The sequence below is a fragment of the Achromobacter sp. D7-1 genome, from assembly GCF_059760445.1.
This window is the reverse complement of record NZ_JCBAMT010000006.1, coordinates 13,312-37,811: the sequence shown is the minus strand read 5'-3', so window position 1 is coordinate 37,811 and position 24,500 is coordinate 13,312. Positions and strand designations below refer to the sequence as shown.

23 protein-coding genes are annotated in these 24,500 nt (G+C 65.3%); 12 read left to right on the top strand and 11 right to left on the bottom strand.

What is annotated here, in order from left to right; genetic code table 11:
* Positions 1–6 precede the first annotated feature (6 nt).
* A complete protein-coding gene (locus AC6LKD_RS04350; RefSeq protein WP_498115248.1) occupies positions 7–1,362 on the bottom strand; it encodes an MmgE/PrpD family protein in 1,356 nt (451 codons plus the stop codon).
* Positions 1,363–1,594: 232 nt separating this feature from the next.
* Between AC6LKD_RS04350 and AC6LKD_RS04345 the strand changes: the two genes are divergently transcribed.
* Genes AC6LKD_RS04345 through AC6LKD_RS04315 form a run of 7 tightly spaced genes read left to right on the top strand, consistent with a single transcriptional unit; the run spans position 1,595 to position 8,206 of the window.
* Positions 1,595–2,473 (top strand): NAD(P)-dependent oxidoreductase, encoded by an 879-nt coding sequence (locus AC6LKD_RS04345; RefSeq protein WP_498115246.1) that lies wholly within the window; start codon positions 1,595–1,597, stop codon positions 2,471–2,473.
* Complete coding sequence (locus tag AC6LKD_RS04340) at positions 2,470–3,447, top strand: Bug family tripartite tricarboxylate transporter substrate binding protein (RefSeq protein ID WP_498115244.1); 978 nt, start codon at positions 2,470–2,472, stop codon at positions 3,445–3,447. The genes AC6LKD_RS04345 and AC6LKD_RS04340 overlap by 4 nt, the downstream gene beginning before the upstream one ends.
* Positions 3,448–4,890, top strand: coding sequence for an NAD-dependent succinate-semialdehyde dehydrogenase (locus tag AC6LKD_RS04335; protein ID WP_498115242.1), 1,443 nt, complete (start codon positions 3,448–3,450; stop codon positions 4,888–4,890).
* Between the two features lie 20 nt (positions 4,891–4,910).
* On the top strand, positions 4,911–6,128 hold the full coding sequence (locus AC6LKD_RS04330) for an ABC transporter substrate-binding protein (RefSeq protein WP_498115240.1): 1,218 nt from the start codon (positions 4,911–4,913) through the stop codon (positions 6,126–6,128).
* The gene (locus tag AC6LKD_RS04325) at positions 6,125–6,940 is read left to right on the top strand and encodes an N-acyl homoserine lactonase family protein (RefSeq protein ID WP_498115238.1); all 816 of its coding nucleotides are present in this window, start codon (positions 6,125–6,127) and stop codon (positions 6,938–6,940) included. Before AC6LKD_RS04330 ends, AC6LKD_RS04325 begins: the two co-directional genes overlap by 4 nt.
* 13 nt (positions 6,941–6,953) lie before the next feature.
* Entirely contained in the window at positions 6,954–7,340 is a 387-nt protein-coding gene (locus tag AC6LKD_RS04320) for a hypothetical protein (protein WP_498115236.1), read from the top strand.
* Positions 7,337–8,206, top strand: a complete 870-nt coding sequence (locus tag AC6LKD_RS04315) for an alpha/beta fold hydrolase (protein ID WP_013393824.1) — start codon at positions 7,337–7,339, stop codon at positions 8,204–8,206. The genes AC6LKD_RS04320 and AC6LKD_RS04315 overlap by 4 nt, the downstream gene beginning before the upstream one ends.
* A gap of 60 nt (positions 8,207–8,266) precedes the next feature.
* On the opposite strand, the gene AC6LKD_RS04310 is transcribed toward AC6LKD_RS04315, so the two are convergent.
* The 9 genes from AC6LKD_RS04310 to AC6LKD_RS04270 form a co-directional block, all read right to left on the bottom strand.
* The gene (locus AC6LKD_RS04310; protein ID WP_498115234.1) at positions 8,267–9,169 is read right to left on the bottom strand and encodes a LysR family transcriptional regulator; all 903 of its coding nucleotides are present in this window, start codon (positions 9,167–9,169) and stop codon (positions 8,267–8,269) included.
* Positions 9,166–10,482: a type II toxin-antitoxin system HipA family toxin gene (locus AC6LKD_RS04305; RefSeq protein ID WP_013393826.1), complete on the bottom strand. Its 1,317-nt coding sequence runs from the start codon at positions 10,480–10,482 to the stop codon at positions 9,166–9,168. Before AC6LKD_RS04305 ends, AC6LKD_RS04310 begins: the two co-directional genes overlap by 4 nt.
* A gap of 9 nt (positions 10,483–10,491) precedes the next feature.
* Complete coding sequence (locus tag AC6LKD_RS04300) at positions 10,492–10,836, bottom strand: helix-turn-helix transcriptional regulator (protein ID WP_013393827.1); 345 nt, start codon at positions 10,834–10,836, stop codon at positions 10,492–10,494.
* A gap of 121 nt (positions 10,837–10,957) precedes the next feature.
* Positions 10,958–11,899, bottom strand: a complete 942-nt coding sequence (locus AC6LKD_RS04295; protein WP_498115348.1) for a S66 peptidase family protein — start codon at positions 11,897–11,899, stop codon at positions 10,958–10,960.
* A gap of 209 nt (positions 11,900–12,108) precedes the next feature.
* Positions 12,109–12,834, bottom strand: coding sequence for an RNA pseudouridine synthase (locus tag AC6LKD_RS04290; RefSeq protein WP_013393829.1), 726 nt, complete (start codon positions 12,832–12,834; stop codon positions 12,109–12,111).
* A 220-nt stretch (positions 12,835–13,054) separates the two neighbouring features.
* Positions 13,055–14,185, bottom strand: coding sequence for an AI-2E family transporter YdiK (gene ydiK / locus AC6LKD_RS04285; RefSeq protein WP_498115232.1), 1,131 nt, complete (start codon positions 14,183–14,185; stop codon positions 13,055–13,057).
* Between the two features lie 159 nt (positions 14,186–14,344).
* A complete protein-coding gene (locus AC6LKD_RS04280) occupies positions 14,345–15,784 on the bottom strand; it encodes an MltF family protein (RefSeq protein ID WP_498115230.1) in 1,440 nt (479 codons plus the stop codon).
* 105 nt (positions 15,785–15,889) lie between these two features.
* Positions 15,890–16,924, bottom strand: coding sequence for a DNA-binding protein (locus tag AC6LKD_RS04275; RefSeq protein ID WP_498115228.1), 1,035 nt, complete (start codon positions 16,922–16,924; stop codon positions 15,890–15,892).
* A 375-nt stretch (positions 16,925–17,299) separates the two neighbouring features.
* Entirely contained in the window at positions 17,300–18,583 is a 1,284-nt protein-coding gene (locus AC6LKD_RS04270) for an MFS transporter (RefSeq protein WP_498115226.1), read from the bottom strand.
* A 378-nt stretch (positions 18,584–18,961) separates the two neighbouring features.
* Between AC6LKD_RS04270 and AC6LKD_RS04265 the strand changes: the two genes are divergently transcribed.
* From AC6LKD_RS04265 to AC6LKD_RS04255, 3 genes are all read left to right on the top strand, one after another.
* Positions 18,962–19,852 (top strand): LysR family transcriptional regulator, encoded by an 891-nt coding sequence (locus AC6LKD_RS04265; protein WP_013393834.1) that lies wholly within the window; start codon positions 18,962–18,964, stop codon positions 19,850–19,852.
* A 105-nt stretch (positions 19,853–19,957) separates the two neighbouring features.
* Entirely contained in the window at positions 19,958–21,040 is a 1,083-nt protein-coding gene (locus tag AC6LKD_RS04260) for a site-specific integrase (RefSeq protein WP_498115224.1), read from the top strand.
* A gap of 47 nt (positions 21,041–21,087) precedes the next feature.
* Positions 21,088–22,638, top strand: coding sequence for a sensor domain-containing diguanylate cyclase (locus AC6LKD_RS04255; RefSeq protein WP_492275153.1), 1,551 nt, complete (start codon positions 21,088–21,090; stop codon positions 22,636–22,638).
* A 48-nt stretch (positions 22,639–22,686) separates the two neighbouring features.
* Here AC6LKD_RS04255 and AC6LKD_RS04250 read toward each other — a convergent pair whose 3' ends face one another.
* Positions 22,687–22,824 (bottom strand): hypothetical protein, encoded by a 138-nt coding sequence (locus AC6LKD_RS04250; protein WP_013393837.1) that lies wholly within the window; start codon positions 22,822–22,824, stop codon positions 22,687–22,689.
* 434 nt (positions 22,825–23,258) lie between these two features.
* Between AC6LKD_RS04250 and AC6LKD_RS04245 the strand changes: the two genes are divergently transcribed.
* A complete protein-coding gene (locus AC6LKD_RS04245) occupies positions 23,259–23,771 on the top strand; it encodes a GFA family protein (protein ID WP_013393838.1) in 513 nt (170 codons plus the stop codon).
* A 255-nt stretch (positions 23,772–24,026) separates the two neighbouring features.
* Positions 24,027–24,497 carry a tripartite tricarboxylate transporter TctB family protein gene (locus AC6LKD_RS04240; protein ID WP_013393839.1) on the top strand — a complete coding sequence of 157 codons (471 nt, stop codon included), beginning with the start codon at positions 24,027–24,029 and terminating at the stop codon, positions 24,495–24,497.
* Positions 24,498–24,500: the final 3 nt, after the last annotated feature.

Here is a 24,500-nt window from a genome sequence, read left to right as displayed (position 1 = left end):
AATGCGTCAGGGCCGGGGCATGTCGGCGGCCAGCCGCAGCGCGCGGACCGGCATGCCGTCCAGGCGCCAGACGGCGTCGCGCAGCGCCAGGGCGCGCTCGCGGCCCAGCACCGGACCGGCAAGTTCTTCGAACTTGTCATTCAGTTCGGCGTCGGAGAGCGGCGCTTCGGGATCGCCCTTGCGGTAGGGAGCATGGTGTTCCAGCGTCTGGCCGCTGGCGGTGGTGATGGAGACGCGGGCGGCGCGCACGCGCGGAAAGCCGGCGGTCAGCGCGGCATCGGCGCGCAGTTCCAGCTTTTGCATCAGCTGGCGCACCTGAGGATCCCGCAAGCGTTCTGGCTCGAAAGCGTCCAGCCGTACCGAGCCGTGGACCAGGGCATGCGCCACCACATAAGGCAGGCTGAACTTGGCCTCGAAGGCCGTGGCGGGGGCGAAGTTGCCGGTGACGTCCAGGGCCGTCTGGTAGGCGTCCACGCGCAAGGATGCGATGTCGTCCGCGCGCACACCGCGGGCCCGCAGCGCCAGCGCGCCGTCGATCGCGGCAAAAGTGTGGCCGCAGCAGCCGTGGTTCTTCTGGGTGATGCGCAGGATGTTGTAGCGCTGGCCCAGGCCGTCGATCGCCAGGTTCCAGTCGGGGTCTTGCGCCAGCGCGGCGCCGAAGCCGACCTCGCCTTCCAGGATGTCCGGTACGCCGGTGATGCCGTGGGCGGCGCCCTGCCCCGCGCGCACGCCGACGGCCGCCGCATGTCCCGCGTGCAGCGCCTTGCTCATGGCGTCGGAGCGGAAAGCCTGCTGCAGGCCGCTAGCGAGCGTGCCCGCCGTAGCCAGCGCATGCAGCATGACCTGGGCGTCGCCCGGCGCGCACAAGGCGGCCGCAGCCGCCGCGCCGCCGAAGCAGCCCACGGTGCCAGTCGTATGGAAATAGCGGTAATGCGCCGGCTGTACCGCCGCACCGATACGGGTCGAGATCTCGTAGCCCACCACGATGGCGTTGAGCAGTTGCTGGCCGCTGGCATCAGCGTCTTCCGCCAGCGCCAGCGCCGCGGCGATGGTCGGACAGCCGGGGTGGTAGATCGCGTCGCGGTAAATGTCGTCGAACTCGACGGCATGGGAGACGCTGCCGTTGATCCAGGCCGCGGTGGCCGGAAAGGCCGTGGTGGCGCAGCCCGGCAGACTGGATTTGCCCGCACCGAGTTCCGCGCCATGGGCGCCCAGCAACTGCAGGCAGGGTTGGCCGCGGGTGCCCGGATACAGGGCCGACAACCAGTCCAGGAAGGCGCGCTTGGCGTGGTGGATGACTTCGTCGGGCAAGCGGGCCCGGGTGTCGTGCGCGCCATAGGCTGCAATCGTGTCCAGCAACATGCATGTCTCCGTTGTCGTCGCGGCGCGGCGGCGCCTCGCTCATATTCATCTCTGCCGATCACTCTATGCGTCGCCGGCCGGCCAGCGTTGATAAAAAGGAAAACGAGCGTTCTTGATCCCGGGGGGACGGAAATGGAGAAGGTTGCTTTGCCAATTTTTCATACCGGCAGCCCGGCGCGCTCCGTAAGCTGCATGCAACAACTAAAAAACCCGCAACACAAAGGAGGAAGTAATGAGCGACAGCAAGACCCCGCTGGGCTTCATCGGCCTGGGCGTCATGGGCGAACCCATGTGCGCCAACCTGGTCCGCAAGTCCGGCCATCCGGTATATGTGACCGATATCAGCCCCGATCCGGTGGCGCGGATCGGCGCGCTCGGAGGCCATGCCTGCGCCTCCATCATCGAGGTGGCGCAAAGCGCGGAGATCGTGTTCCTGTCCCTGCCCAGCATCGTGCAGGTGGAACAGGTGTGCACCGGTCCGGGGGGCCTGGTGGAGGCGGCCGGACGCGTGCGCATCGTGGTGGATATGAGCACCAGCGACGTCACCCGCACGCGCAAGCTGGCCGAGACCTTGCGCGACCACGGCATCCTGCTGATCGACGCGCCCGTCGCCCGCATGCGCGAGGCCGCCAGGCTGGGCACGCTGATGATCACCGTGGGCGCCACGCCCGAAGACTACGAGACCGTGCTGCCCTATCTGTCGTGCATGGGCACCGACGTGCTGCTTTGCGGCGGCGTGGGCAATGGCCAGGTGGTCAAGATCATGAACAACATGGTGGTGTTCATGACGGTGCATGCGCTGGCCGAGGCCATCACCATAGGCCGCAGCGCCGGCGTCGACGGCGCGCTGCTGCTGAACGCGCTGAGCAAGGGGTCGGCCGACAGCTTCGTGCTGCGCAATCCCGGTCTGAAGGCGCTGGCCGCCGAGACTTACCCCGAAAAGACCTTTCCGACCGAGTACGCGATCAAGGACATCCTGCTGGCGCTGGAACTGGCTCGGCAGGGAGAGGTGGACGCCCGCTCCGCCAAGCTGACGCATGACCTGCTGGAACGCACCCGCGCAGCCGGCTTCGTCAAGGAGTACTACCCGGTGATGGTCAAGCTGATATGAAATCACTCTTAGCCAGGTGCGCGCTGCCCGCGCTCGCCGCCATCATCAGTTGCAACGCGGCCGCGGCCGACTATCCCTCCAAGCCGGTCACGCTGGTCATCGGCTTCACCGCGGGCGGCCCCACCGACGCGGTGGGCCGATACCTTGCGCGCAAGCTCGAGGCCGAATTGGGCCAGACCGTCGTGGTCGAGAACCGCGCAGGGGCCAACGGCGTGGTCGCCGTGCAGTCGGTCAAGCGCGCCGCCGCCGACGGCTACACGCTGATGCTGGGCAGCAGCGGCACCCTGTCCATCGAGCCCGTCTACAAGCAGAAGGTCGACTACCAGGTGCTGAAGGACTTCCAACCCGTGGCGCTGGTGGCCAGTTATCCCTACCTGCTGGTGGTGCCCTCCAGCTCTCCCTTCAACACCGTGCAGGAACTGATCGCCGGGGCGCGCCAGAAGCCGGGCAGCTTGACCTTCGCGTCGGCCGGCAGCGGCGCGGTCAACCATCTGGCGGGGGAATGGTTCAAGAGCGCTGCGAAGCTGGACATAACGCATGTGCCCTACAAGGGCGATTCGGCCGCCATCGCCGACCTGGTCGCGGGCCGGGTCGACATGGCGTTCCTGAGCGCGATCGCTGCCATGCCCCAGGTGCAGGCCGGCAAGATGCGCGCCTTGGCGATCGCCAGCGCGGAACCCTCGGCCGTCGCGCCCGGCATCCCGACTGTGGCGCAAGCCGCGGGGATCCCGGGTTTCACCGCCGAACCCTGGAACGGCGTGCTGGCGCCGGCGGGCTTGCCACCCGACGTGACGCTGCGCCTGAACACGGCGGTCAACAAGGTCATGGGCACGCCGGAATCGCGCGAGGCGCTGCTGAAACTGGGCCAGTTTCCGATGACGGGCAGCGCGGATGACTTCGCGCGGCACATCCAGTCCCAGACCGAACGTTGGGCGCAAGTGATCCGGGACGGCAACATCGGCAAGGCGGAATAAATGGATAGCTCATTGCATTACCCCGAACTGAAGCTGTTGATCGGCGGCCATGCCCTGCCGGCGGGAAACCGCCGCACGCTGGACGTGGTGGATCCCGCCACGCAGGCGGTACTGGGCCGCCTGCCCGTCGCTACATCGGAAGATATCGACGCGGCGCTGGACTCGGCGCATCGCAGCTTTCCGCGCTGGCGCGACACGCCCGCGCTGGAACGGGCCGCGATCCTGCGGCGCGCGGCGGCGCTGATGCGCGAGCGCACGCCGCGCCTGGCCTGGCTGATCACCCGCGAGCTGGGCAAACCGCTGGCGGAATCCGAAAAGGAAGTGGCCACGGCCGCCGAAATGTTCGAATGGGCGGCCGAGGAAGCCCGCCGCACTTATGGCCGCTTGATCCCCGGGCGCGTCGCCGGAATCCGCCAGATGGCGATTCCGGAACCAGTGGGACCGGTGGCGGCTTTCTCCGGCTGGAACGCGCCGGCCATCACGCCTTCGCGCAAGATCGCGGGCGCGCTCGGCGCCGGCTGCTCCGTCGTCATCAAGCCTTCCGAAGAGACTCCCGCGATCGCGCTGGAAATCGGCCGCGCGCTAGCCGACGCCGGACTGCCCGCCGGCACGCTCAACATGCTGTTCGGCGACCCGGGCGAAATCTCGCGCCGGCTGATCGAGTCGCCGCTGATCCGCATGGTGACGTTCACCGGATCCACTTCCATCGGGCGCGAGTTGGCCGTGATGGCGGCCGCCGGCCTGAAGCGCGCCACGCTGGAACTGGGCGGCCACGCCCCGGTGCTGGTGTTCAATGACGCCGACGCCGAGGCTGCCGCCGATACCGTGCTGGCGGCCAAGCTGCGCAACTCCGGCCAGATCTGCACTTCGCCCACGCGCATGTATGTGCAGCAAGGCGCATATGAACGCTTTATGGCGCGCTTGGCGGAACGCGCTCGCGGATGGCGGGTCGGCAACGGCCTGGACGCGGGCGTGCAGATGGGACCGCTGGCCAACCCCAGGCGCCTGGCGGCGATGGAGTCCATGGTGGCCGACGCGCTGGCGCATGGCGCGCAACTGGCGGCCGGCGGCACGCGGCCCGATCTGCCGGGCTGGTTCTGGTCGCCGACCGTGCTGCGCGACGTGGCGACCGACAGTCTCGCCGCCAACACTGAACCTTTCGGCCCCTTGGCGCTGGTCAGTCCATTCAGGGACCTGGACGAAGGCCTGGCGCTGGCCAACCGCCTGCCTTTCGGCCTGGCCGCCTATGTCTTCACGCGTGATGCCGCCATCGCGCGGGCCGCGACCGAACGCATCGAAAGCGGCGTCGTCTGCGTCAACCATTGCCAGGCGTCCCTGCCGGAGACGCCCTTCGGCGGCTTCAAGGACAGCGGCCTGGGCAAGGAAGGCGGCATCGAGGGCCTGCAGGAATTCATGCAGATCAAGTACGTAAGCCAGATATAGGCCAAACCAGGAGACAAACCATGAACAAGAAAATCACCGTCCTGCTGGCGCTCGTCGCCGGCACCGGACTGGCGCAGGCACAGGCGCCATCGGCGGAGGGCATATCGGACGGCGTCGTGCGCATCGGGGTGTTGACGGACATGTCCGGCGCCTATTCCGGCAACGTCGGACCCGGATCGGTACTCGCCACCAAGCTCGCCATCGAGGACTTCGGCGGCAAGGTCCTGGGCAAGCCGGTGGAGATGCTCTCCGCCGACCACCTCAACAAGACCGACGTGGCCGCGGGCCGCGCCCGCGAATGGATGGACCGCGAGCAGGTCGACGTGGTGACCGAATTGGGCAATAGCGCCGTGGCCCTGGCCGTCATGAACATCGCCCGCGAAAAGGGGCGGATGACCATGGTGACGGGTGCGGGCGCCACCCGCATCACCGGCGAAGACTGCTCGCCCAACAACGTGCAGTGGGTCTATGACACCTACGCGCTGGCCAAGGTGGGCACCCTGCCCCTGGTCGAGGCCGGCGCGAAGAAGTGGTACTTCGTCACGGCGGACTACGCTTTCGGGCATTCGCTGGAAAGCGATGGCATGCGCTTCGTGAAGGACGGCGGCGGCACGGTCGCGGGAACGGTCCGCTACCCCTTCCCCGGCACCGACTTCGCGTCCTTCCTGCTGGCCGCCCAGTCCAGCAAGGCGGACGCGGTGGCTTTCGCCAGCGCCGGCGCGGACCTGCAGAACGAGATCAAGCAAGCGCGCGAGTTCGGCCTGTCCGAACGGCAAAAACTGGTCGCCATGCTGATGAGCATCACCGACGTGCATGGCGTGGGGCTGGAGGCGGCGCAGGGCATGACCTTCGCCGAGACCTTCTACTGGAACATGGACGACGAGACGCGCGCGTTTTCGCAACGCTTCTTCAAGGCCGCCGGCAAGATGCCTACCGCCTTGCAGGCAGGCCAGTACTCGGCGGTGCTGAACTACCTGCGCGCGGTCGAGAAATCCGGGTCGGACAATGTGGACGTGGTCATGCGGACGCTGCACGGCATGCCGATACGCGACGCCTTTGCGCGCAATGCCCGCCTGCGCGAAGACGGCAAGCTGATCCACGACACCTACGTCGTCGAAGTGAAGTCGCCGAAGGAGTCCACCGCGGCCTGGGATTACTACAAGATCGTCAAGACGGTGCCGGGCGACCAGGCCTTCATGCCGCTGGCCGAAAGCCAGTGCAAACTGGTCAAGAAATGAGCGCAGTGCAACCGGCACCCGAGGCCCCGCCCATCCACGAGGTCTATGCGATCCGCTATGCCAGCGTGGAGCGGCGGGCCGTGGACAACTTCCTGTCGCGCGGCGACGTGCACGATGGGCCGATGCCTCTGGACTTCTATTGCTGGCTGGTGCGCGGCGCCGGCCGCGCGGTGCTGGTCGACACCGGCTTCAGCGCCTGCTCGGCGCGGGCCCGCGGCCGCGCTTTCAGCCTGCAGCCCGAAGCCGCGCTGGCGCGGCTGGGGCTGGCGCAGGAAGACATAGACGATATCGTCCTGACCCACCTGCACTATGACCACGCGGGCAACGTCGAAGCCTATCCGCAGGCGCAGGTCCATCTGCAGGATGCCGAAATGCGCTACGCCACGGGCCGCTACATGTGCTTCGAGGCGATGCGGCATTTTTTCTCGGCCGACGACGTCCAGGCAGTCGTGCGCCGGCTCTATGCCGGACGGGTGCATTTCCACGACGGCGATGCCCAACTGGCGCCGGGCGTGGAACTCTACCGGATCGGCGGGCACACGCCGGGCCTGCAAGTGGTGCGCGTGCATACCGCCCGCGGCTGGATCGTGCTGGCGTCCGACGCGCTGCACTATTACCGCAACTACACTGAACACAACCCCTTCCCTGCCATCTTCCATGTCGGCGACATGCTGGAGGGCTATGCGCGCATCCGGTCGTTGGCGGATTCCGATGCGCACATCGTGCCGGGCCATGATCCCCTGGTGGCCGGGCGCTATCCGCGCGCGGACGCGGGAGACGGCATCTACCGGCTGGATCTACCGCCGTCCTGACAAGGAACCCGATATGCAAGACGACGATTTCATTCTGCATCGCCTGGCTGGCGCCGTGAACGCGCGCGAACCGCTGGTGTGGCGGGGCCGGCACCTGAACACCGTGTTCCTGCTGGAATCCGGTGATACCGCACACCTGATCACGGTGGCGCGCGGCCGCATCGAACAGGTGCGGCGCGGCCCCTTCGTCATGCCGCGCTGGGATTTCGCGCTGCGGGCGCAAGCCGAGGACTGGGCCCGCTACTGGATGCCCAGGCCGGCGCCGGGCTTTCATGACCTGATGGCCATGATCAAGTTCCGCCGCCTGCGCGCCGAGGGCGATCTCTATCCCTTCATGTCCAACCTGCTGTATTTCAAGGAGGTGCTGGCCTGCCCGCGCACCCCGGGAGCATCCTCGTGAACCCGCAACAAGCCGTATTCGAACCTGTCGTCGGCCGCTACCTGCGTTTGGCATTGGGCGGGCGCGAGCACCGCGTCTACGTTGAAGAAGCCGGCGCCGGCGCGCCCCTGCTGTGCCTGCATACCGCGGGCGCCGATACCCGCCAGTACCGTGCGCTGATGAACGATCCGGAGATACTGCGGAATTTCCGCGTCATCGCCTTTGATTTGCCCTGGCATGGCAAATCCTCGCCGCCCGAGGGTTGGCACGAAGAGACCTATCGCCTGACCTCCAAGGACTATGCCGAGGCGGTCCTGGGCGTGGCCGACGCGCTGGCGCTGGAACGCCCGATCGTCATGGGCTGCTCCATCGGAGGCCGCATGGTGCTGCATCTGGCGCTGGAACATGCCCAACGTTTTGGCGGGGCCATCGGCCTGCAATCGGGCGCCCACGTGGACCCCTACTACGACCTGGAATGGCTGAACCGTCCCGACGTGCATGGTGGAGAAGTCTGCGCCGGCATCGTTTCGGGCCTGGTGGGCCCGGGCAGTCCCGACAAGCACCGCTGGGAGACGCTATGGCACTACATGCAAAGCGGACCGGGCGTGTTCAAGGGCGACCTGCACTTCTACACCGCGGACGGCGACATCCGGGAACGCGTGGCCCAGATCGACACGCAGCGATGCCCACTGTGGCTGCTGACTGGCGAATATGACTACTCATGCACGCCGCAGGACACCGAGTTCCTGGCGGGCCGCATCGCGGGCTCGAAGTGGCAGATCATGGAAGGCATGGGGCATTTCCCCATGAGCGAGGATCCGGAACGGTTCCTGTCGTATCTGCGGCCGGTGTTGCAGGAAGCCGCCACGGCCCGTTTGGGGAAATAGCTGCGGGCGGCTAGCTGCGGGCGGCGGGCAGGCGCCCGTCAGCCGCGCACGCTGCGGCGCCTAGCTTGCGTCCGCCGCCGGCGCCGTCAGGGCGCGCAGCAGTTCTTCCACGGGGCGCGCCAATTGCGTCGCGTCGCGCACGCAGACATAGAACTGGCGCTCGGCCCAGGCATCGCGCAGCCGCAGCAGCACCAGTCCCATCGAGGCCAGATAGGTGCGGGCGATGCCTTCGGGCACGATGCCTATCCCCAGCCCTTCGCGGATCATGCGGCAGCGGGTTTCAAAATTGGAGACCTGCAACTTGACGTTGGGCGGGCGCGTCAGCGTCTGGCCCGCATAGGCCAGGAACTGATCGAGAGAATGGCGCGGAAAGTAGCCCAGCAGGTCATAGTCCAACGCGTCCTCGAGGAACAGCTCGGCGCGTCCGGCCAGGGGATGCCCCACCGGGACGACCAGTCCGACGCGGTCGCGGCGGAACGGGAACGAGGACACGCCCGGCACCGGATGATCGGCGTGATAGATGCCTATGTCGACCGACGCTTCCGCCACCATGCGCGGAATGTCGTAGCTGTGGGCATCGAGCAGGTCGACGCTGACATCGCGCCGGTCGGCCAGGAAGCGGCCCATCACGCCAGGCAGGAACTGCAGGATGGTCGATGGATTGGAAGCGAGGCGAATTTTCGCCTGACCATCCGTCGAATAGCCATTGATGGCGCTTTCCGTCAGCTGCACGCTGCGCAGGATGGCTTTGGCGCGCTGGTAAAGCAAGGCGCCGGCCGGCGTCGGCTCGACCCCGCGTCCGTGGCGGTGCAGCAGCGTCCGCTCCAGGTGGCGCTCCAGTTCCGCCACGCGCTTGCTGGCGGCGGAAGTGACCAGGTTTTCGCGCTCGGCCGCTTTCGACAGGCTCTTTTCTTCGACGGCCGCGACGAAGATCTCCAGTGCGGGAATATCCAGCTTTTTCATACCGGCAATATACCGTGGCGCCACGCCATCAAGGACGCTTCCACGTACCCGATTTCTTCCGCCGTCATGCCGGCCATGGCGTAGTAGCGCTGGCGTGCGGCTACCACCTCGCGCACATGATCGAGGATGGCGCGCGCGACGGATTCCGAGCGCAGGCCGAAGCGCCGGTACTCGCTCAAGCAGTTCTGGAACGAACTTTCCCGGCCGGCCGCGCCGATGTGCAGATAGTGCCTGGCGGAGCCTTCCTGCGTCACCACGTCGAACAAGGGCGACAGGCGGTAGGTCTGCGCGCCCGCGTCCTTCAGGAAGCCGACGTTCTTCAGGTGGTCGTCGGTGTTGTGGACGGCCACGTTCAGGATCATGCGCGCGTACAGCTCCTTCAAGTCCTGCACCGGGTTGGACGACACGCGGCGGACCACGTCCGCCAGCCGGGCGTAGGAATAGGTGGCCTTGCCGCGCGGCCCGTCCAGTTCGCGCTTGCCGATCTGGGCCGACGGGCTGATGAGCGAGGCGCCGCTGAGGAAATGCCGGCGGGAGACCACCGGATCTCCGCCCTTCCCGGCCGGCAGCAATTCGCGGTCGAAGCGGTGCGTCAGCAGCACCGCGCCCAGGTGCGTCTCGACCAGCCGGATTTCGGGCACGGTCAGGCCGATAGCCCGGGCCATCTCCAGGTTGGCGTACTCGACGCGCTGGCGGTCGTAGGAGTCGCCCTTGCGCGGAAACTTGGCGATCCACATTTCGCCATGCTCGTCGCGCACGATGGTTTTGGGGCGCGCGCCGCCTATGTCCCAGGAGCTGCCCAGGATGTCGCGGTACAAGCCCTTGGGTTTGACGCCCTGGTCAATGTCCGTAAGCAGGCCCGCGAGCGATTCGAGCTGGCCGAGTTCCGGCAGGCGATAGGTCTTGCGCATGTTCGGCGTGAGCGGGCGGGCGCTGAAGAACAGCGCCCCCACGCCCATGCCGCGGCCCTTGAGCAGGACTTCGTCTTCCGTCACGCGGGCGCCGGCGTTGTCTACGCGCATGACGTTGCGGCCCCAGGCGTCCGGGGCGGCGTCGAAGATGGCGCCCAGCGTTTCGTAGCGGCTTTCGGTGCGGAACGTGGTGCGCGCGTCCACAAGCGGCAGATTCAGCGGATCCAGCGCAAAGGCGCGCGGGTCGTTCACATAGGACTGCACATAGGTGAATTCGGCGTAGAAGTGATTTTCGTCCGTGTCGTCCAGCGTCAGCAGGCCAGCCAGCACCGCCTCGCCGCGGATGTCCACGTAGACATACAGCTCGCTTTCCACCGACTTGTGTTTTCGGGTCTGCACCATAGGCCGGCGCTACAGCTGGGTGGGATCGGCGCGGTGCGCGTTCGGCGCCTTGCCGCTGCCGCGGCTGGGCCGGCGCACCGCGTCCAGGCGCTTGCCCACGCCGTCGAGTTCGGGGTCGCCCAGGGCGTAGACCTGGTCGGCGTAGCCGTACTGCAGCAAGGCTTCGATGGCCAGCGCCAGGGACACGCCGCCGTCGCCGCGCTCCAGGCGCGTGATGGTGGCGCGCGACACGCCCATGCGGCTGGCCAGCGTGGACTCGGTTTCGGCGCGCCGCAATCTGGCGGTGCGGATGTTGGCGCCGATCCGGGCAAGCGCTTGGGCGCCATCGAAGCTGGGTTCGATCTTCTTTTTCATGACTCAATAATAGCGCTTGATTGAAGGAATTGCACTATTAATGAGTCATGGCAAAACCTGCTAAAGATCTATTAATAAGTCATATCTTAAATTTATGACTTATTAATAGTGCAAATTTTGCCTAAACGACTACCGCCTGCTCCAGGCGCAACCCGCCGCGCCGCGTGTCCAAAGTCACTTGCGCGCCCAGCGGCAAGGTCAGGTTCGGATCGCCGTGGCCGCTGGGCCATCCCGCCAGCACGGGAATCCCGCGGGAGCGGAATTGGTCCAGTATCAGCGGATACAGCAGCCCCTGGGCCTGGGCATCGTCGCCAGACACGCCCAGGATCCGGGTGAAGTTGCCGACCAGCACGCCTTTGAGCTCGTCGAATTTGCCGGCAGCCGCCATCTGGCTCAACAACCGGTCGATGCGGGGCAAGGCTTCATTGACGTCCTCGATGAAGAGGATGGCGCCTCGAGTGTCGATTTCGCTGTCGGAGCCCATCAATGCGCCGATCAGCGCCAGGTTGCCGCCGATCAGCCGTCCGGTCGCCGTACCCGATATCAGTTCCGTGGCGGTCGCATACGGGGGCGGCATAATCCATGCCCCCTGCCCCAACTGGCCGGTGATCATCGACAGCAAATGCGATTCGGTGGGCTCGCGTTTGCCGGCCAGCAGGTCCTGCGCCAGCATCGGCCCATGGAATGTGACGAAGCCTGCGTGTCGCTGCATGGCCAGGTGCAATGCCGTGATATCGCTGTAACCGATGAACGGCTTGGGATGGCGGCGCAGCAGATCGAAATCCAGCTGGTCCAGCAGGCGCCAGGAGCCGAAGCCGCCCTGCAGGCACCAGACGGCGCCGATCTCGGGCGAGGCGAAGGCGGCGTGCAGATCGGCCAGCCTGTCGGCGTCCGCGCCGGCCAGATAGTCATAGGGCGCGTCCAGCCGCGAGCGTGACGCCGGCATGACCTGCGGGTCGTAGCCGCGCGCCAGCAGCCATTCGGCGGCATCGTCCGCGGCATTCAGCGCGGCGGACGCCGGCGCCACGATGGCGATGCGCGCGCCGGGCTTGAGCGCGGGCACTGGCGCCACGCTGCCGTTGACTAGCAGGGGCGCCGCCGATCCGGGCTTGGCCGATTGCGGCATACGGCGCGGCGGCTTGGGCGCAGCGCAGCCGGCCAGGGCGGCGGACAGGCACAGCCCCCCTGCGGTGATCAGAAAACTCCTGCGTCCGGGACTAGGCTCCGGTCGCCGGTCTTGCGGCGCTTGTTCCATGGTCATTCCTGCTGCCGTCAGAAGCGTTCGTATTCCAGGCGGTAACGCCACTGTCCGGGAACCAGCCCTGCCATGGGCAGACGGCCGATGCGGATGCGCCGCAGGGCCTGCAGGCGCAATCCGGCCGCGTCGCATACGTATTCGATGAATCCGGGCGCAGGCGTCTTCAAGGCGAAGCGCAGGTGGGTCTCGTTCTGCCAACTGACCTTCATGGGCGTGGCGGCGCGGCCGTCATAAGCCATCCCGCGCTGCAAGCGCGCCAGATCGGCAGCGCTGAGCTGGCCGGATACCTGCGCCACGTACTCCTGCTCGACGTAGCGCCCTTCCTCCACCAGCTTGCGCGCCACCGGATATTCCTGCGTGTAGACGACCAGGCCGCTGGCCGCGCGCTCCAGCGGCGTGACAAGCTTCAGGCCGTTGAACATGCGCTTCAGATAGCGTTGCCCAGAGCGGTCGCCGGGCATCAGGTTTTCCGGCAGGATCAGGTCGCGCGCGGAGCCGGGCTCGTCATTGGCGTAAATGCCCGCGGGCTTGTGCAGCAGGATGGTCACGGGCCGCACATCTTCCAGGCGCGCGCCGGGCAGGAGGCCGACGGACTGGCCGGGCTCGACGCGAAAGCCTGGTTCCTCGACCGGCTTGCCGTCCACCGCGGCCCATCCGCCTTCTATGTATCGTTCGGCGTCGCCGCGCGAGCACGACAGTTCCTCGGCCAAGCGCTTGGCCAGGCGTACGCTTGCGCTCATTGCGTCACCGCCTTGTGGAAGGAGGCTGCGCAATCGGTCCAGGTAGCGGACCAGAAAGGAAAGCCGTCTTGGAGCGGCGCCAGAGGGTGCATCGTCATGAAGTATTGCCGGGGTGTTGCCAGGAAAGCGGGCCATGGGCCCGCGACGTGAGGCAGATGTTACGCCCTTCCCTGGCCTGCTGCCCGGCGCGCCCGATTGATCTTGGAGGCCGCCTGCCGTTCTAGACCGGTGGGAATCCGGCCCGCTCCGCGGGCGTCTCGGTCGGCTGCGCTTCGGTGGCCAGCGCGCTCGGCGGCGGCACTTCGTCGATCCAGGCCTTGAGCAGCGTATGGGTCACCGCCAGGATCACCGGGCCGATGAACAGACCGACGATGCCGAACGCGAACAGCCCGCCCAGCACGCCCACCAGGATCAGCAGCAGCGACAGGTTGACCCCGCGCTTGATGAGCAGCGGCCGCAGCAGGTTGTCCAGCATCGCCACCAGCACCGCCCAGACCAGCAGCACCGCGGCCGCCAGCTTCATGTCGTTCTGGAACAGCCAGACCACGCCGCCCAGCATGGGCAGAAAAGGCCCAAGCTGCGCCAGGCACAGCATCACCATCAGCGCGGTGAGAATGCCTGCGGCCGGCACGCCCGCGATCCACAGGCCGATGCCGCCCAGGCCGGACTGCACTACGGCGGTCACGACGATGCCGAGCGCCACGGCGCGTATCGCCTGCCCGGCCAGCTTGACCGCCGCCAGGCCGCGCTGGCCCGCCAGCCGGTTGAAGAAACGCCGCACGAAGTCGACCGCCACCTCGCCCTTGGTATAGAGGATGCCGGCCACGACCACCGTGATCAGCATGTGCATCATGAAGGCGCCGACGATGGCGGCGTGCCCCAGCAGCCATGTCACGGCGCTAGTCAGATAAGGTTCCAGCTTGGCCAGCAGGCCGTCAGCGCCGGCGTCGGAAAGCGTCTGCCATTCGTGCGCGATCTTGGGGCCGACCAAGGGAATCCCCTGGACCCAGGCGGGCGGCGCCAGCAGCGCGTAGTCGGGCAGGCTCTTGACCGCCGCCATGATGCTGCTGCTATGCAGCGCCAGCGTCGAGATCACCTCGTACAGCGGCAGCACAATGACGAACAGGAGGATGACCAGCATGGTCATCGTGCCGATCCAGCGCCGCCCGCCGCAATAGCGCTGTATCGCCAGCATGACCGGCCAGGTGGCCACGACGATGGTGGTGGCCCAGACCAGCCCGGGCAGGAAGGGGCGCAGGATGTAGAGGCTGCCCGCCATGAGGCCGGCCAGGATCACGATGACGAGGATGATGCGGGCGAGATCGACCGTCTGGCGTGGAAGAGGATTCAACCGCTGCTCCTGACAGGGCCCGTGGCCCTGATCTGTGGCGCATCGATGCCGGCGGGGCGTCTGCCGGATGGGTGCATGCGGATGCGCCTGTGGCGAATTTATCCGAAATTCCCGCGGACATATACCGCGGACGCCCGCAAGCCGTGGGAACGCCCCGCCCTAGCCCGGCGCCGCGCCCGCGCCCTGGGCGCGGATCAACGTATAGGCGATGTAGTACTTGTAGATGTTGCTCACGTATTGCACCGTTTCGCGCCCGATGCGTTCGGCCGCCACGCGCTCGACGTTGTCGAACCAGACATTCGGGTCCAGTCCCTTGGCGGCGGCTTCCTTGCGCAGCTGGTTGATCCGGCCCGGTCCGGCGTTATAGGCCGCGAAGGCGAACAAGCCCTTGTTCAAATCGGTCATGGGTTCCTTGGCGTAGTACTGGTCGATCATGAAGCGGATGTACTTGACGCCGCCATGGATGTTGTATTCCTCGCGCCGGATATCGCCGACTTTCAGTTCCTTGCCGGTGGCCGGCATGATCTGCATGACGCCGATCGCCCCGACCGAGCTCTTGGCGTCCTGGTCCAGCCTGGACTCCTGGTAGCCCTGCGCCATCATGAGCAGCCAGTCGATGTTGTATTGGTCGCCGTACTTGCGGAAGAAGTCCGCCAGGCGGTGGAATTTCTCGATTTCATCGGGGTCGGTGGCGGCCTTTACCCACTTTACGGATTTCAGGTACTTGGTCAGCTGCTGATTGCCGAACGACGTGCCGATGCGGTTCTTCTCCATAAAGGGGTTCAGCACCGCCGCGAGCTTGGGGGAGTTCTTGCGGAAGGCGAAAGCGATATCGTTGCCGCTGTCGACCTCCAGGTTTTCATAGACCCGGATCTGCGGGAATATCTGCTTCCAGAAATTGGCCAGATAGCGGTCGGCGACGGTGTACTTCACCAGGTCCGCGCTGGCCATCTCCAGGATGTCATCGGTCTCGAAGGTGCCAGGCGCGTCGCGGATGATGGCAGGCTTGAGCCCCCGGGACTGGAGGTCCGCGTTCAATTGCTTGACGCTGCCGTAGTAGCTGCTGACCGGGCTGATGAAGATCTCCTGCCCGGCCAGATCGTCCAGCGACTTCAGCTCGGGCGCCCCGGGCGAGGCGACTATGAGTTCCCGCACGCCACTCGCCAGGGGCGTGGAGAAGTCCACCAGCTTCTGGCGCTCGTCGGTGATCGTCAAATTGGCCGCAATGATGTCGCCCTTGCCCGCCAGCAGGTCGGGAATGAGGCGTTCGCGCGAGGTAGGCAGGAACACCACGTACACGCGGATGTTCTTGGTCTTGAGCTGCTTGTTCAGGTCGTTCTCGAACGCAGTCATCATGTCCGCGATGATGCCGCGCTGGGTGCCGCCCTTGTCCAGGAAGTACAGCGTCTTGTTGTAGGGCACCAGCACCCGGACCTGGCGGCGCTTGACCATGCCGTCGAAATCGCCGGTCCAGGGTTTGACGTTGTAGGCCAGCGCCAGCGGGTCGCCCTTGCCCTTCGCCGGCTGGGCATACCCGGCCGTTGGAGGCAACCATTGCAACAGCGCGCAAAGCATCAAGGCAATCACGCGAAATGACATAGTTCCTCCGGCAGGCCCGGTCGTGCTGCTACGCTTTTCGTACGCCGCGCGGCGAGGCGCTTTGCGCGGCCCGCCGTGTCTATAACAATAATCCGAATCGAGGCGCTAGGGATGGGAATTATCGGGCGGGGCAAGCGCCGCATCCTGCCGCTGGACTTGCGCCATCAGATGCCGGGTCAATTCGCCCAGTTGCGCGTCCTTTCCTTTCAGTTGCGCCAGGTACTCGGACGAGCGCTGCTCGGCGGTCGCGAGCCTGGCTTCGAGCGATTGTTCGCGCTCACGGGCCGCTGCCAGGGCTGCGCTTGCCGCTGTCTGTTCAGCCTGCTGGCGCATTTGCAGGGCCTGGACGTTGGCGCGTAAGCCCTGCGCGTCCTGCTCTGCCTGCCGGCGCTGATCTTGCTCCTGCTCCAATCCCTTGCGGGCCTGAGCCGCCTGTTGTTGGCTGGCCGCTTGCGCTTCGTCCAGCCGCGCTTGCAGCCGCTTGACGGCGCCGCGCTCGCCGTCAAGTTCGTTCAGCCAGCGGCGCTCATGGGCGGCGTGACGGGCTTCGGTTGCTGCGAGCGCCTGGGCATGTTGCGCGCGGATATTCTCGTTTTCCGCCAGCGCAGCCTGGGTGGCGCTGCGGGCGTCTTCCAATTGCAGCTGGTTCCGCTTGAGCAATTCGTCACGCTGCCGCAGCTGCTGTTCGGCTGCTTGCAGCCGATCTTCGGCGGCGGCCAATTGGGCAGTGGCTACCCTGAGCGCTTCCTGCAAATCCTGTTCGCGATGCGCAAGCTGGGTTTCGCGTTGTTGTAGCTGTTCGGCGTCGGACGCCAACTGCTCCCCTTCCCGCGCAAGTTCTTCCCAGCGTCCGCGATAAGCCTGTTCCTGTTGTGCGCGGGCCTCGGCCAAGGCGGCTTCCCAGAAGTGGGCCGCCGCCTGGGCCACTGGGTCCGGCACCGCTGCGGGCGCCGCGAACGCGCCCGGGTCCTTGATGCGCGCGCCTAACGAGCGAAACCAGGTTTCCAGGTAAGGACTGACGGTATTGGGCGATCCGCGGCCTATCTTTTGCCGCACGCGCTCGATGGTGGGCCGCGCGCCCTCCAGCAGCAAGGCGTCGGCGGCGGTCCAGACGTCAGTTTCGGTAATTCCGGTGGCCATGCGCTTGCTCCGTGCCCGATTCGGCATCTGTAGGATATTTACTCACGATAATGGAACCTTATCGCGAGTAATTTCATATTTATGTTAGATATCATACAGCATACATAATAAAATGCATGAAATATGATTTCCTACAGATTTCCGACCCGGGCGGCCCTGCTGTCACGCACTTCGCGCCGCCCATCCAATGAACACGCGCGGTAGGGAGTCCAGCCCTCGCCGAGCGCGGCCGCACCCTATTCGTCCGGGAACGCGAGCTACTGGGGGCGGCGGTGGCGCGTTTTGGCGCCCTACCGCTGCGTGCCGGAGCCGGCGACGAGCGGCGGGACGGAGGCATGGCGCAATGCGATTCCCTGTTGCCGCTTGTGCTTTTTGTCAGACGGATGCGGGCGACTGCAGATGCGCTTCTTTGCCAGCGTCCTGATCCAGCGCTTTGCGTGTTTTCTCGGGATCCAGCACCATCAAGGCGAGGATGCTCACCCCTACCGCCACCGCCCCGCACACCGTGAAGAACTGTCCGAAGCCGGCGAGGACGTCTCCGCCGGTGGCGGAGATCATGTAGCCGATCAAGGCGGGGGCCAGGATCCCGCCAGTGGTAATAATGCCGTTGTAGATCGCCAGCATGGAGGCTCGTTGCGAATCCGGCGACAGGTACGCAACGATTGCGAACCCGAACGCGGGCATGATGTTTATGGCGATCGAGCCGGCGAAGAACAACGCCAAGGTCGCCGGCATGCTTCCGCCTACGTACTGCAGTCCAAGGTATATCGCGCCCCCCACCATGCAGGCAAAGAGTGGAGGCCGGACCATTGCCTTCCTGAACGAGGCGCCTCTCTGCAATGCCCTCTTGCTGCGCGCCGACGCAATCAGATTGGTGAGAATGACCGCCAGGGTCGTCGATATGAGGTAGGCAGACATCTGCGCAGGGCTTAGCCCCACTCCTTTCTGCAGAAAGACGGGCAGCCAACTGACGGCCAGGACGTTCGGTATGTATCCGATGAAACCCATCACCGCAATCATCAGGAACGACCTGCTCAGCAACATCCGGCGGTACGACACCCTTGAGTGTGCTTCGCCCGCCGCCTGCTCGCCAATCGAGCCTTCCCGGCCAAATGGCAGCCAGAGCGCGACCCAAACCACGCTGACCACGCCTAGCAACAGATAGGAGAGCCGCCAGCCTAGGTGCTGGATGGACAACGGCATGACTGCGCTGGCAAGCAATCCGCCCAACAGCATGCTGACCTGTATCAGCGTCGAGACGCCGATACGCTCATTGGCTGGATACCACTTGAAGCCGGCATGCTGAGTGGTGGCGGTTGCAGGCCCCGTTGCGGCTCCCAGCAACACTCGGCTGGCGACGAGCGCGGCGAAGCTGCTGACGAAACTGACGATGAACTGCGCAGCGGCCCACAGCAGCGACATGGCCAGCAAGATCCATTTGGTCTTGACTCTATTGGCGAGGAAGCCAACCGCCACGCCGGCAAAGGAGTAAACGAAGTAGAACGCACTGCCTGCGAATCCAAACTCCACGGGCGTCAAGCCCAAGTCGTGGATGATGGACGGACCGGCAAAGGCAAAAATCAGCTTATCCAGGGTGCAGATGACCGCAACGGCCATCACCATGGTCAGGGTGACGCGTCGATAAGGAGGGTTTTTCATGGCAGTCTCGATCCTTGCCCAGCACTGTTATATCGATTTCCATATTCGAAAAACATTACGAATATGGATAAATTGATTGATGGATTCTTGAAATCGCCATCGCTGAGAAAATTCTCGGTAAAAATCGGCAGCGATTGCCGATCGATCATGTCACCTTTGTTGGGCAGGTCTCGCGACTTTTTTTTGATCAAAAAACTTTTGGTTGTGGCCCAAGTCAGGTGCAAGGGAAAATTCCTCACAAGGGTGCGGTAGCCAGAAGTAGAATCCTCCCGCTTAGGAGCGCCACAGAATGAAGAAATCGGGGATTACGTATCGTTGGATCAGAGAGGCCAGCAGCCGCGCGAAACCCGGATCGACGCAACCCGTGCCCCAGGTTTCATGAAACTAAACCAATTGCGGGCCTTTCTGGCTGTTGTGGAGACACGCAACATCAACCGCGCAGCCGATCGATTGCATCTCACTCAATCGGCCGTAAGTAAATCGCTGAGAGAACTGGAAGCAGATCTGGAAGTGCCGCTCCTGGTGCGGACCGCGCAAGGGATGCGGCTGACAGAGGCCGGCGCCGCGATTGCAGACCGGGCGCGCTTGATAAATGCGGAGGTCGCGCGCGCTCGCCAGGATATTGCGGCGCTAAAGGGACGCCTCACTGGCGCATTGACCATCGGCGTCGCGCCAGTGGCTGGCACTGCCGGTGTGGCGAAGGCGATTCTGGAATTCAGGAAACGGAACGCCGATGTCCAGATCACGATTGTCGAAGAGAGGCCAGGCAAACTGCTCACTTTGTTGCGGGATGGGACGCTTGATTTCGCCATATCGACCGAGATGCCTGCGGAGTCTGCCGCCTGCTCGGCGATTCCACTGTCGACGGTAAAGACGATGATTGGGGTCAGGCCCGGCCATCCCGCCCTGAACGCCACCACTCTTGAGGAAATCCTGCGCTATGAGTGGATTACACTCGACCCGATAAGCGACGAGACCTCGCCCTTGGTCAGATGTTTTCAGATGCTGGGCTGCGCATTGCCCGAACGGATTATTCATTGCGCGTCGATCGGACTGTATATAGAGCTGGCAAGGAATTCGGACGCAATCAGCATATGGTCGGCTACGCCATTCAACATGGCCGCATTTCGTCAGGTCCTCTCCCCGCTTGCTCTCACTGATAATCTCCCGGACCGAAACATCTGTTTATTGAGCAGGGATTTTCACCTCCTGAGCCAAGCCGCCAAGGGTCTTATGAAGGAAATAAAGGCTGCTTTTTTCCAGGCCTGACGGCAACGTCATAATGCTTTCCGGGGCAATCTATAATGCATCCGAAAGATCATGCCAAGTACACAATAATAGGCATGAAGGAAGATTGCCCCTACTCATCCGCCCATGACACAGCTGAAATCGCAGGCGCCGCTGCCCGCCTTGGACCCGCTCACCCTGGACGCCCAGGCCGATGCCGCGGCAAGCGTCCTGCTGCGCGAAGGCAGCTCGGCCAACACGCTCGCCAGCTACCGCGCCGCCATCCGCTATTGGAGCGCGTGGTTCGAGCTGCGCTATTCCCGTCCCTTCGCCCTGCCCGTCCCGGAAGCCGCGGTGATTCAGTTCGTGGTCGACCATGCCCAGCGCTCGACCGAGCAAGGGCTCAAATGGGAGTTGCCTTTGGCGCTGGACCAGGAGCTGGTCCGGCTCAAGGCCAAAGGCAGGCTGGGCGCGCCTAGCCTCAACACGCTGTTGCAGCGCATATCGGTGCTGTCGAAGGCGCATGAACTGCACGGCCACCCCAACCCCTGCCGCGCCGCGGCGGTGCGCGAATTGCTTTCCAGGACGCGCCGCGCCTACGCCCGGCGCGGCGTGGCGCCGGCCAAGAAGGTGGCGCTGACGCGCGAGCCGCTGGAAGCCATGCTGGCGACCTGCGACGATTCCTTGCGCGGAGTGCGCGACCGCGCCCTGCTGCTGTTCGCCTGGGCCAGCGGCGGCCGCAGGCGCTCCGAGGTGGTGCGCGCGACGATGGAAAACACGCGGCGCACGGCCGATGGCTTTCTGTTTGCGCTGGCGCATTCCAAGACCAATCAATCGGGCGCCGCCCGTGCCAACGACCAGAAGCCCATCGCCGGCGTGGCGGCCCAGGCGCTCGATGCATGGCTGCGCGCCAGCGGCATCACGCAAGGCCCGCTGTTCCGGCGGGTGCGGCGCGGCGACGTGCTGGGCGAGCCGCTGGCCGCGGCCGCGGTGCGGGACATCGTGCTGGAACGCTGCAAGCTGGCCGGGCTGGAGGGCGACTATTCAGCTCACAGCCTGCGTTCCGGATTCGTGACCGAGGCGGGCCGCCGGAACGTGCCGCTGGGCGACACCATGGCCATGACCGGCCACGCCAGCGTGGCCACCGTGATGGGTTACTTCCGCGCCGGGGCGGCGGCCGAATCACCCGCGGCCCGCTTGCTGGACGAACCGGACGCTCCGCGCGGGTAAAATCGCGCGCACTCGCCGCAATCCGAATTCAGCCTGACACGATCCACATGCGAATCAACCTACGCGGGCTGGTGCTTGCGCTTACCGTATTCAGCGCCCTCGCCGCCACCGCCAACGCCCTGTACGCCAGCTATCGGGTGCAGCGCGAACAACTCATCGCCAACACGCTGGAAGCCAACCGGGTCTACGCCGCCAAGCTGGCCGCAAGCGCCGGCACCTTTCTGGATTCGGCCCTGCGGCAGCTGGAATACAGCGCCCGCTACGTGGCGGCGCGCTTCGATTCGCGGGAATTGCTGGCCGTGGAAGTTGAGCGCCTGCGCGAGCAGACCGACAGCTTCAACTCCGTGGGCATCGTGCGCGCCGACGGCATCATGCTGGCCGCCAGCCAGGGCATCCGCAACTTCGAGGGTTCGCGGGTCGACAATGCCAGCAGCCGCATGGCGCTGCAAACGCGCAAGCCGCTGATCAGCAAGCCCTATGTGTCCATTGCCGGCAATCTGCTGATCAACGTTTCCCATCCGATTCATTCGGAGAGCGGCGCCTACCTGGGTTATGTCTCAGGCACGATCTACCTGCGCGACGAGGGAGCCTTGCATAATCTGTTGGGCAAGCATCCCTACCAGGACGGCTCCTATCTGTATGTGGTGGACAGCGATGGGCGGCTGATCTATCACCTCGACAGTAAACGCGTGGGCGAGGATGTGAGCGGCAACCCGGTGGTGGCGGCGGTGATGCGGGGCGAGGACGGCGCGCAGCGCCTGGTCAATACGCACGGCGTGGACATGCTGGCGGGATATGCCCACGTGTCGCGCAGCGGCTGGGGCGTGGTCGCGCAGCGTCCCGCGCAGGCCACGCTGGAACCCTTGAACGACCTCATCTGGGCGCTGATCCGCTACGCGGCGCCCTTCGCCCTGCTGTTCCTGCTGGCGATCTGGTGGTGCGCGCGCAAGATCTCGCAGCCCTTGTCGCAGTTGGCGACCAATGTGGAGCATCACGACATGGCGGTGGCGATGCAACGGGTGCGCTCGGTGCAAGCCTGGTATTTCGAGGCCGAACGCCTGAAGCGCGCAGTGATCAGGAGCTACACCAACCTGCAGGACAAGATCGGCAAGCTCAATCAAGCCAGCATCACCGATCCCCTGACCGGGCTGCGCAACCGCCGCGGTACGCTGCAGGCGGTGGAGACGTTGCAGGCAGCCGAAACGCCCTTTGCCGTGATCGCGCTGGACATCGACCACTTCAAGCGGGTCAACGATACCTACGGCCACACGGCTGGCGACGAAGTGATTCAGGGCATGGCGCAGCTGATGCGCGACTGTTCGCGCCCGACCGACATACTCTGTCGTAGCGGGGGCGAGGAATTCCTGATCCTGCTGCCCGGCGCGGGGGCCAAGGAGGCGGCGGGCATGGCCGAGCGCCTGCGCAGAAGGACGGAGACGCACCGCCTGAAGGGCGCGCTGGAGATCACGGTGTCGGCCGGCGTGGCGCAATGGCCGGCGGGCAGCGCGGATGTCGACACGGTGTTTCAAGCCGCCGATGCCGCGCTGTATGCGGCCAAACAGCAGGGGCGCAACCGCGTGGTGACACACGCGGCCTGACGCCCCTGCCCGCCGGGCGGCAAACTCAGGGGCTGATTTGGCGCCGGGTCAGGCGTCCTTGTCTTCGGCGGAGTCCGCGTCCACGGCAGCGACCTTGATGTCCGCTTCCTTGTTGGTCTCGGGCGCCTTCCAGTCCAGGGGCGGAATCTCGAATTGCCACTTCTTGCCGACGAGTTGATGAGACATGAACGTTCTCCTGTTCAGGGCGCATGGCTTTCCCCCGCACTAAGCGCAATGCATGAGATTCGTGCGTGCCATGGATGCTGTTCCAATGGATGCCATTGGGGCGCGGGGGGCATGCGCGCAGGCAACGCAAACGAAAATGGCGGCCGCAGCCGCCAGCGACTTTTTCGGCGCTTGGTTTTGTTGTGATTTTGCCGAAAGTTGTCGTATTTTAGCATCGTATTGCCTGAAAAAGCAATGCTGCCGCTGGCGGCCGCCCTGCCTAGGCGGCTGCCGGACGTTCGCTTTCGGACGGAAGGCCAGGCCCCGGACGCGTGCGCATGGGCCTCGGCCGCCGCGATATTGACGCAAATCCCCCGGCATCGTGACGCGATTGCCACTGCCCGCCCGCCTGCCGCCTCAATACACTGGCTGCACCCCTTCAAAGGAGACTCATCGTGACCCAAGCTCCCATCGAAGGCGGCTGCGATTGCGGCGCTGTGCGTTACCGCCTCGCCAGTCCGCCCATGTTCGTGCATTGCTGCCATTGCACCTTGTGCCAGCGCCATTCCGGCACCGCCTTCGCCATGAACGCGGTGATCGAATCCAACCGCGTGCGCAGCTTGCAGGGCGAGGTGTGCCGCCATCCCGCGGACCGGACCGCCGATGACGGCGAGACTGTCGTGATCGTGCGTTGCGCAGCCTGCGCAGGATTGTTGTGGAGCCATCATCCGGGCTATGGCGAAACGGTGGCGCTGATATACGCCGGCACGCTGGACCGCGCCGCCGATTTTCCGCCTGGCGCGCATTGCTTTGTGCGTTCCAAGCATCCGTGGGTGGGCATCCCGGACAATGTGCCGGCGGCCGACGAGTTCTATGACATGGACGCCTGCTGGCCCGAGGCAGCCAAGCAGCGCCTGGACGCCGCCTTGGCCGGCAGCCAGCGCAAGCCCTGGGTGCCCAAGGGCTGAACACGCGCCGCGACTCAATTCCTTCTTCTCATCGTTGTAGCCGTCTGCGCATTGCGCAAGGCATTGCCCTGCCCGCGGTTCCCACGCGGCCTAGGGATTTCCCCCGTTTTGGCCGGAAAAAGGCCTGTTTTGCACATTGCCCGTCCACCTGAAAGGTGAACGGAAGTTTGGATTCCTAGACTTCCGCGTTCAATCAAAAGTCAGCTTTTGTTCAGAACGTAGTCAGGCAAAAGCACAACAACGGGAGGACTACAGATGCAATCCAAACGCAGCGCCGCGCGGCGCGAGGCCTGGGCGGCCGGCACGATGATCGTGCTGGGCCTGGGCGCCATCGCGCAGGCATCCACCTACAACATCGGCAGCCTTGCGCGCATGGGGCCGGGCATGTTCCCCGCCATCCTGGGCGTGCTGCTGGTGCTGCTGGGCTTGATGATCGCGCGCATGGCCGCGGCTCCCGCGGCCGTGGAGGAAGAGGCCGAAGACGAGCCGCCGCCAGACTGGCGCGGCTGGGGCTGCATCATCGGCGGACTCATGACCTTCATCCTGTTGGGCAAGTACGGCGGTCTGGTGCCCGCGACCTTTGCGCTGGTCTTCATTTCCGCAATGGGCGACCGTCAGCACACGCCGCGCAGCGCGGCCTTGCTGGCCACGGGCGTGACCGTGCTGGGCGTGGCCGTGTTCTCCTGGGCGCTGCAGTTGCAGTTCCCGCTGTTCCGCTGGGGCTGATCG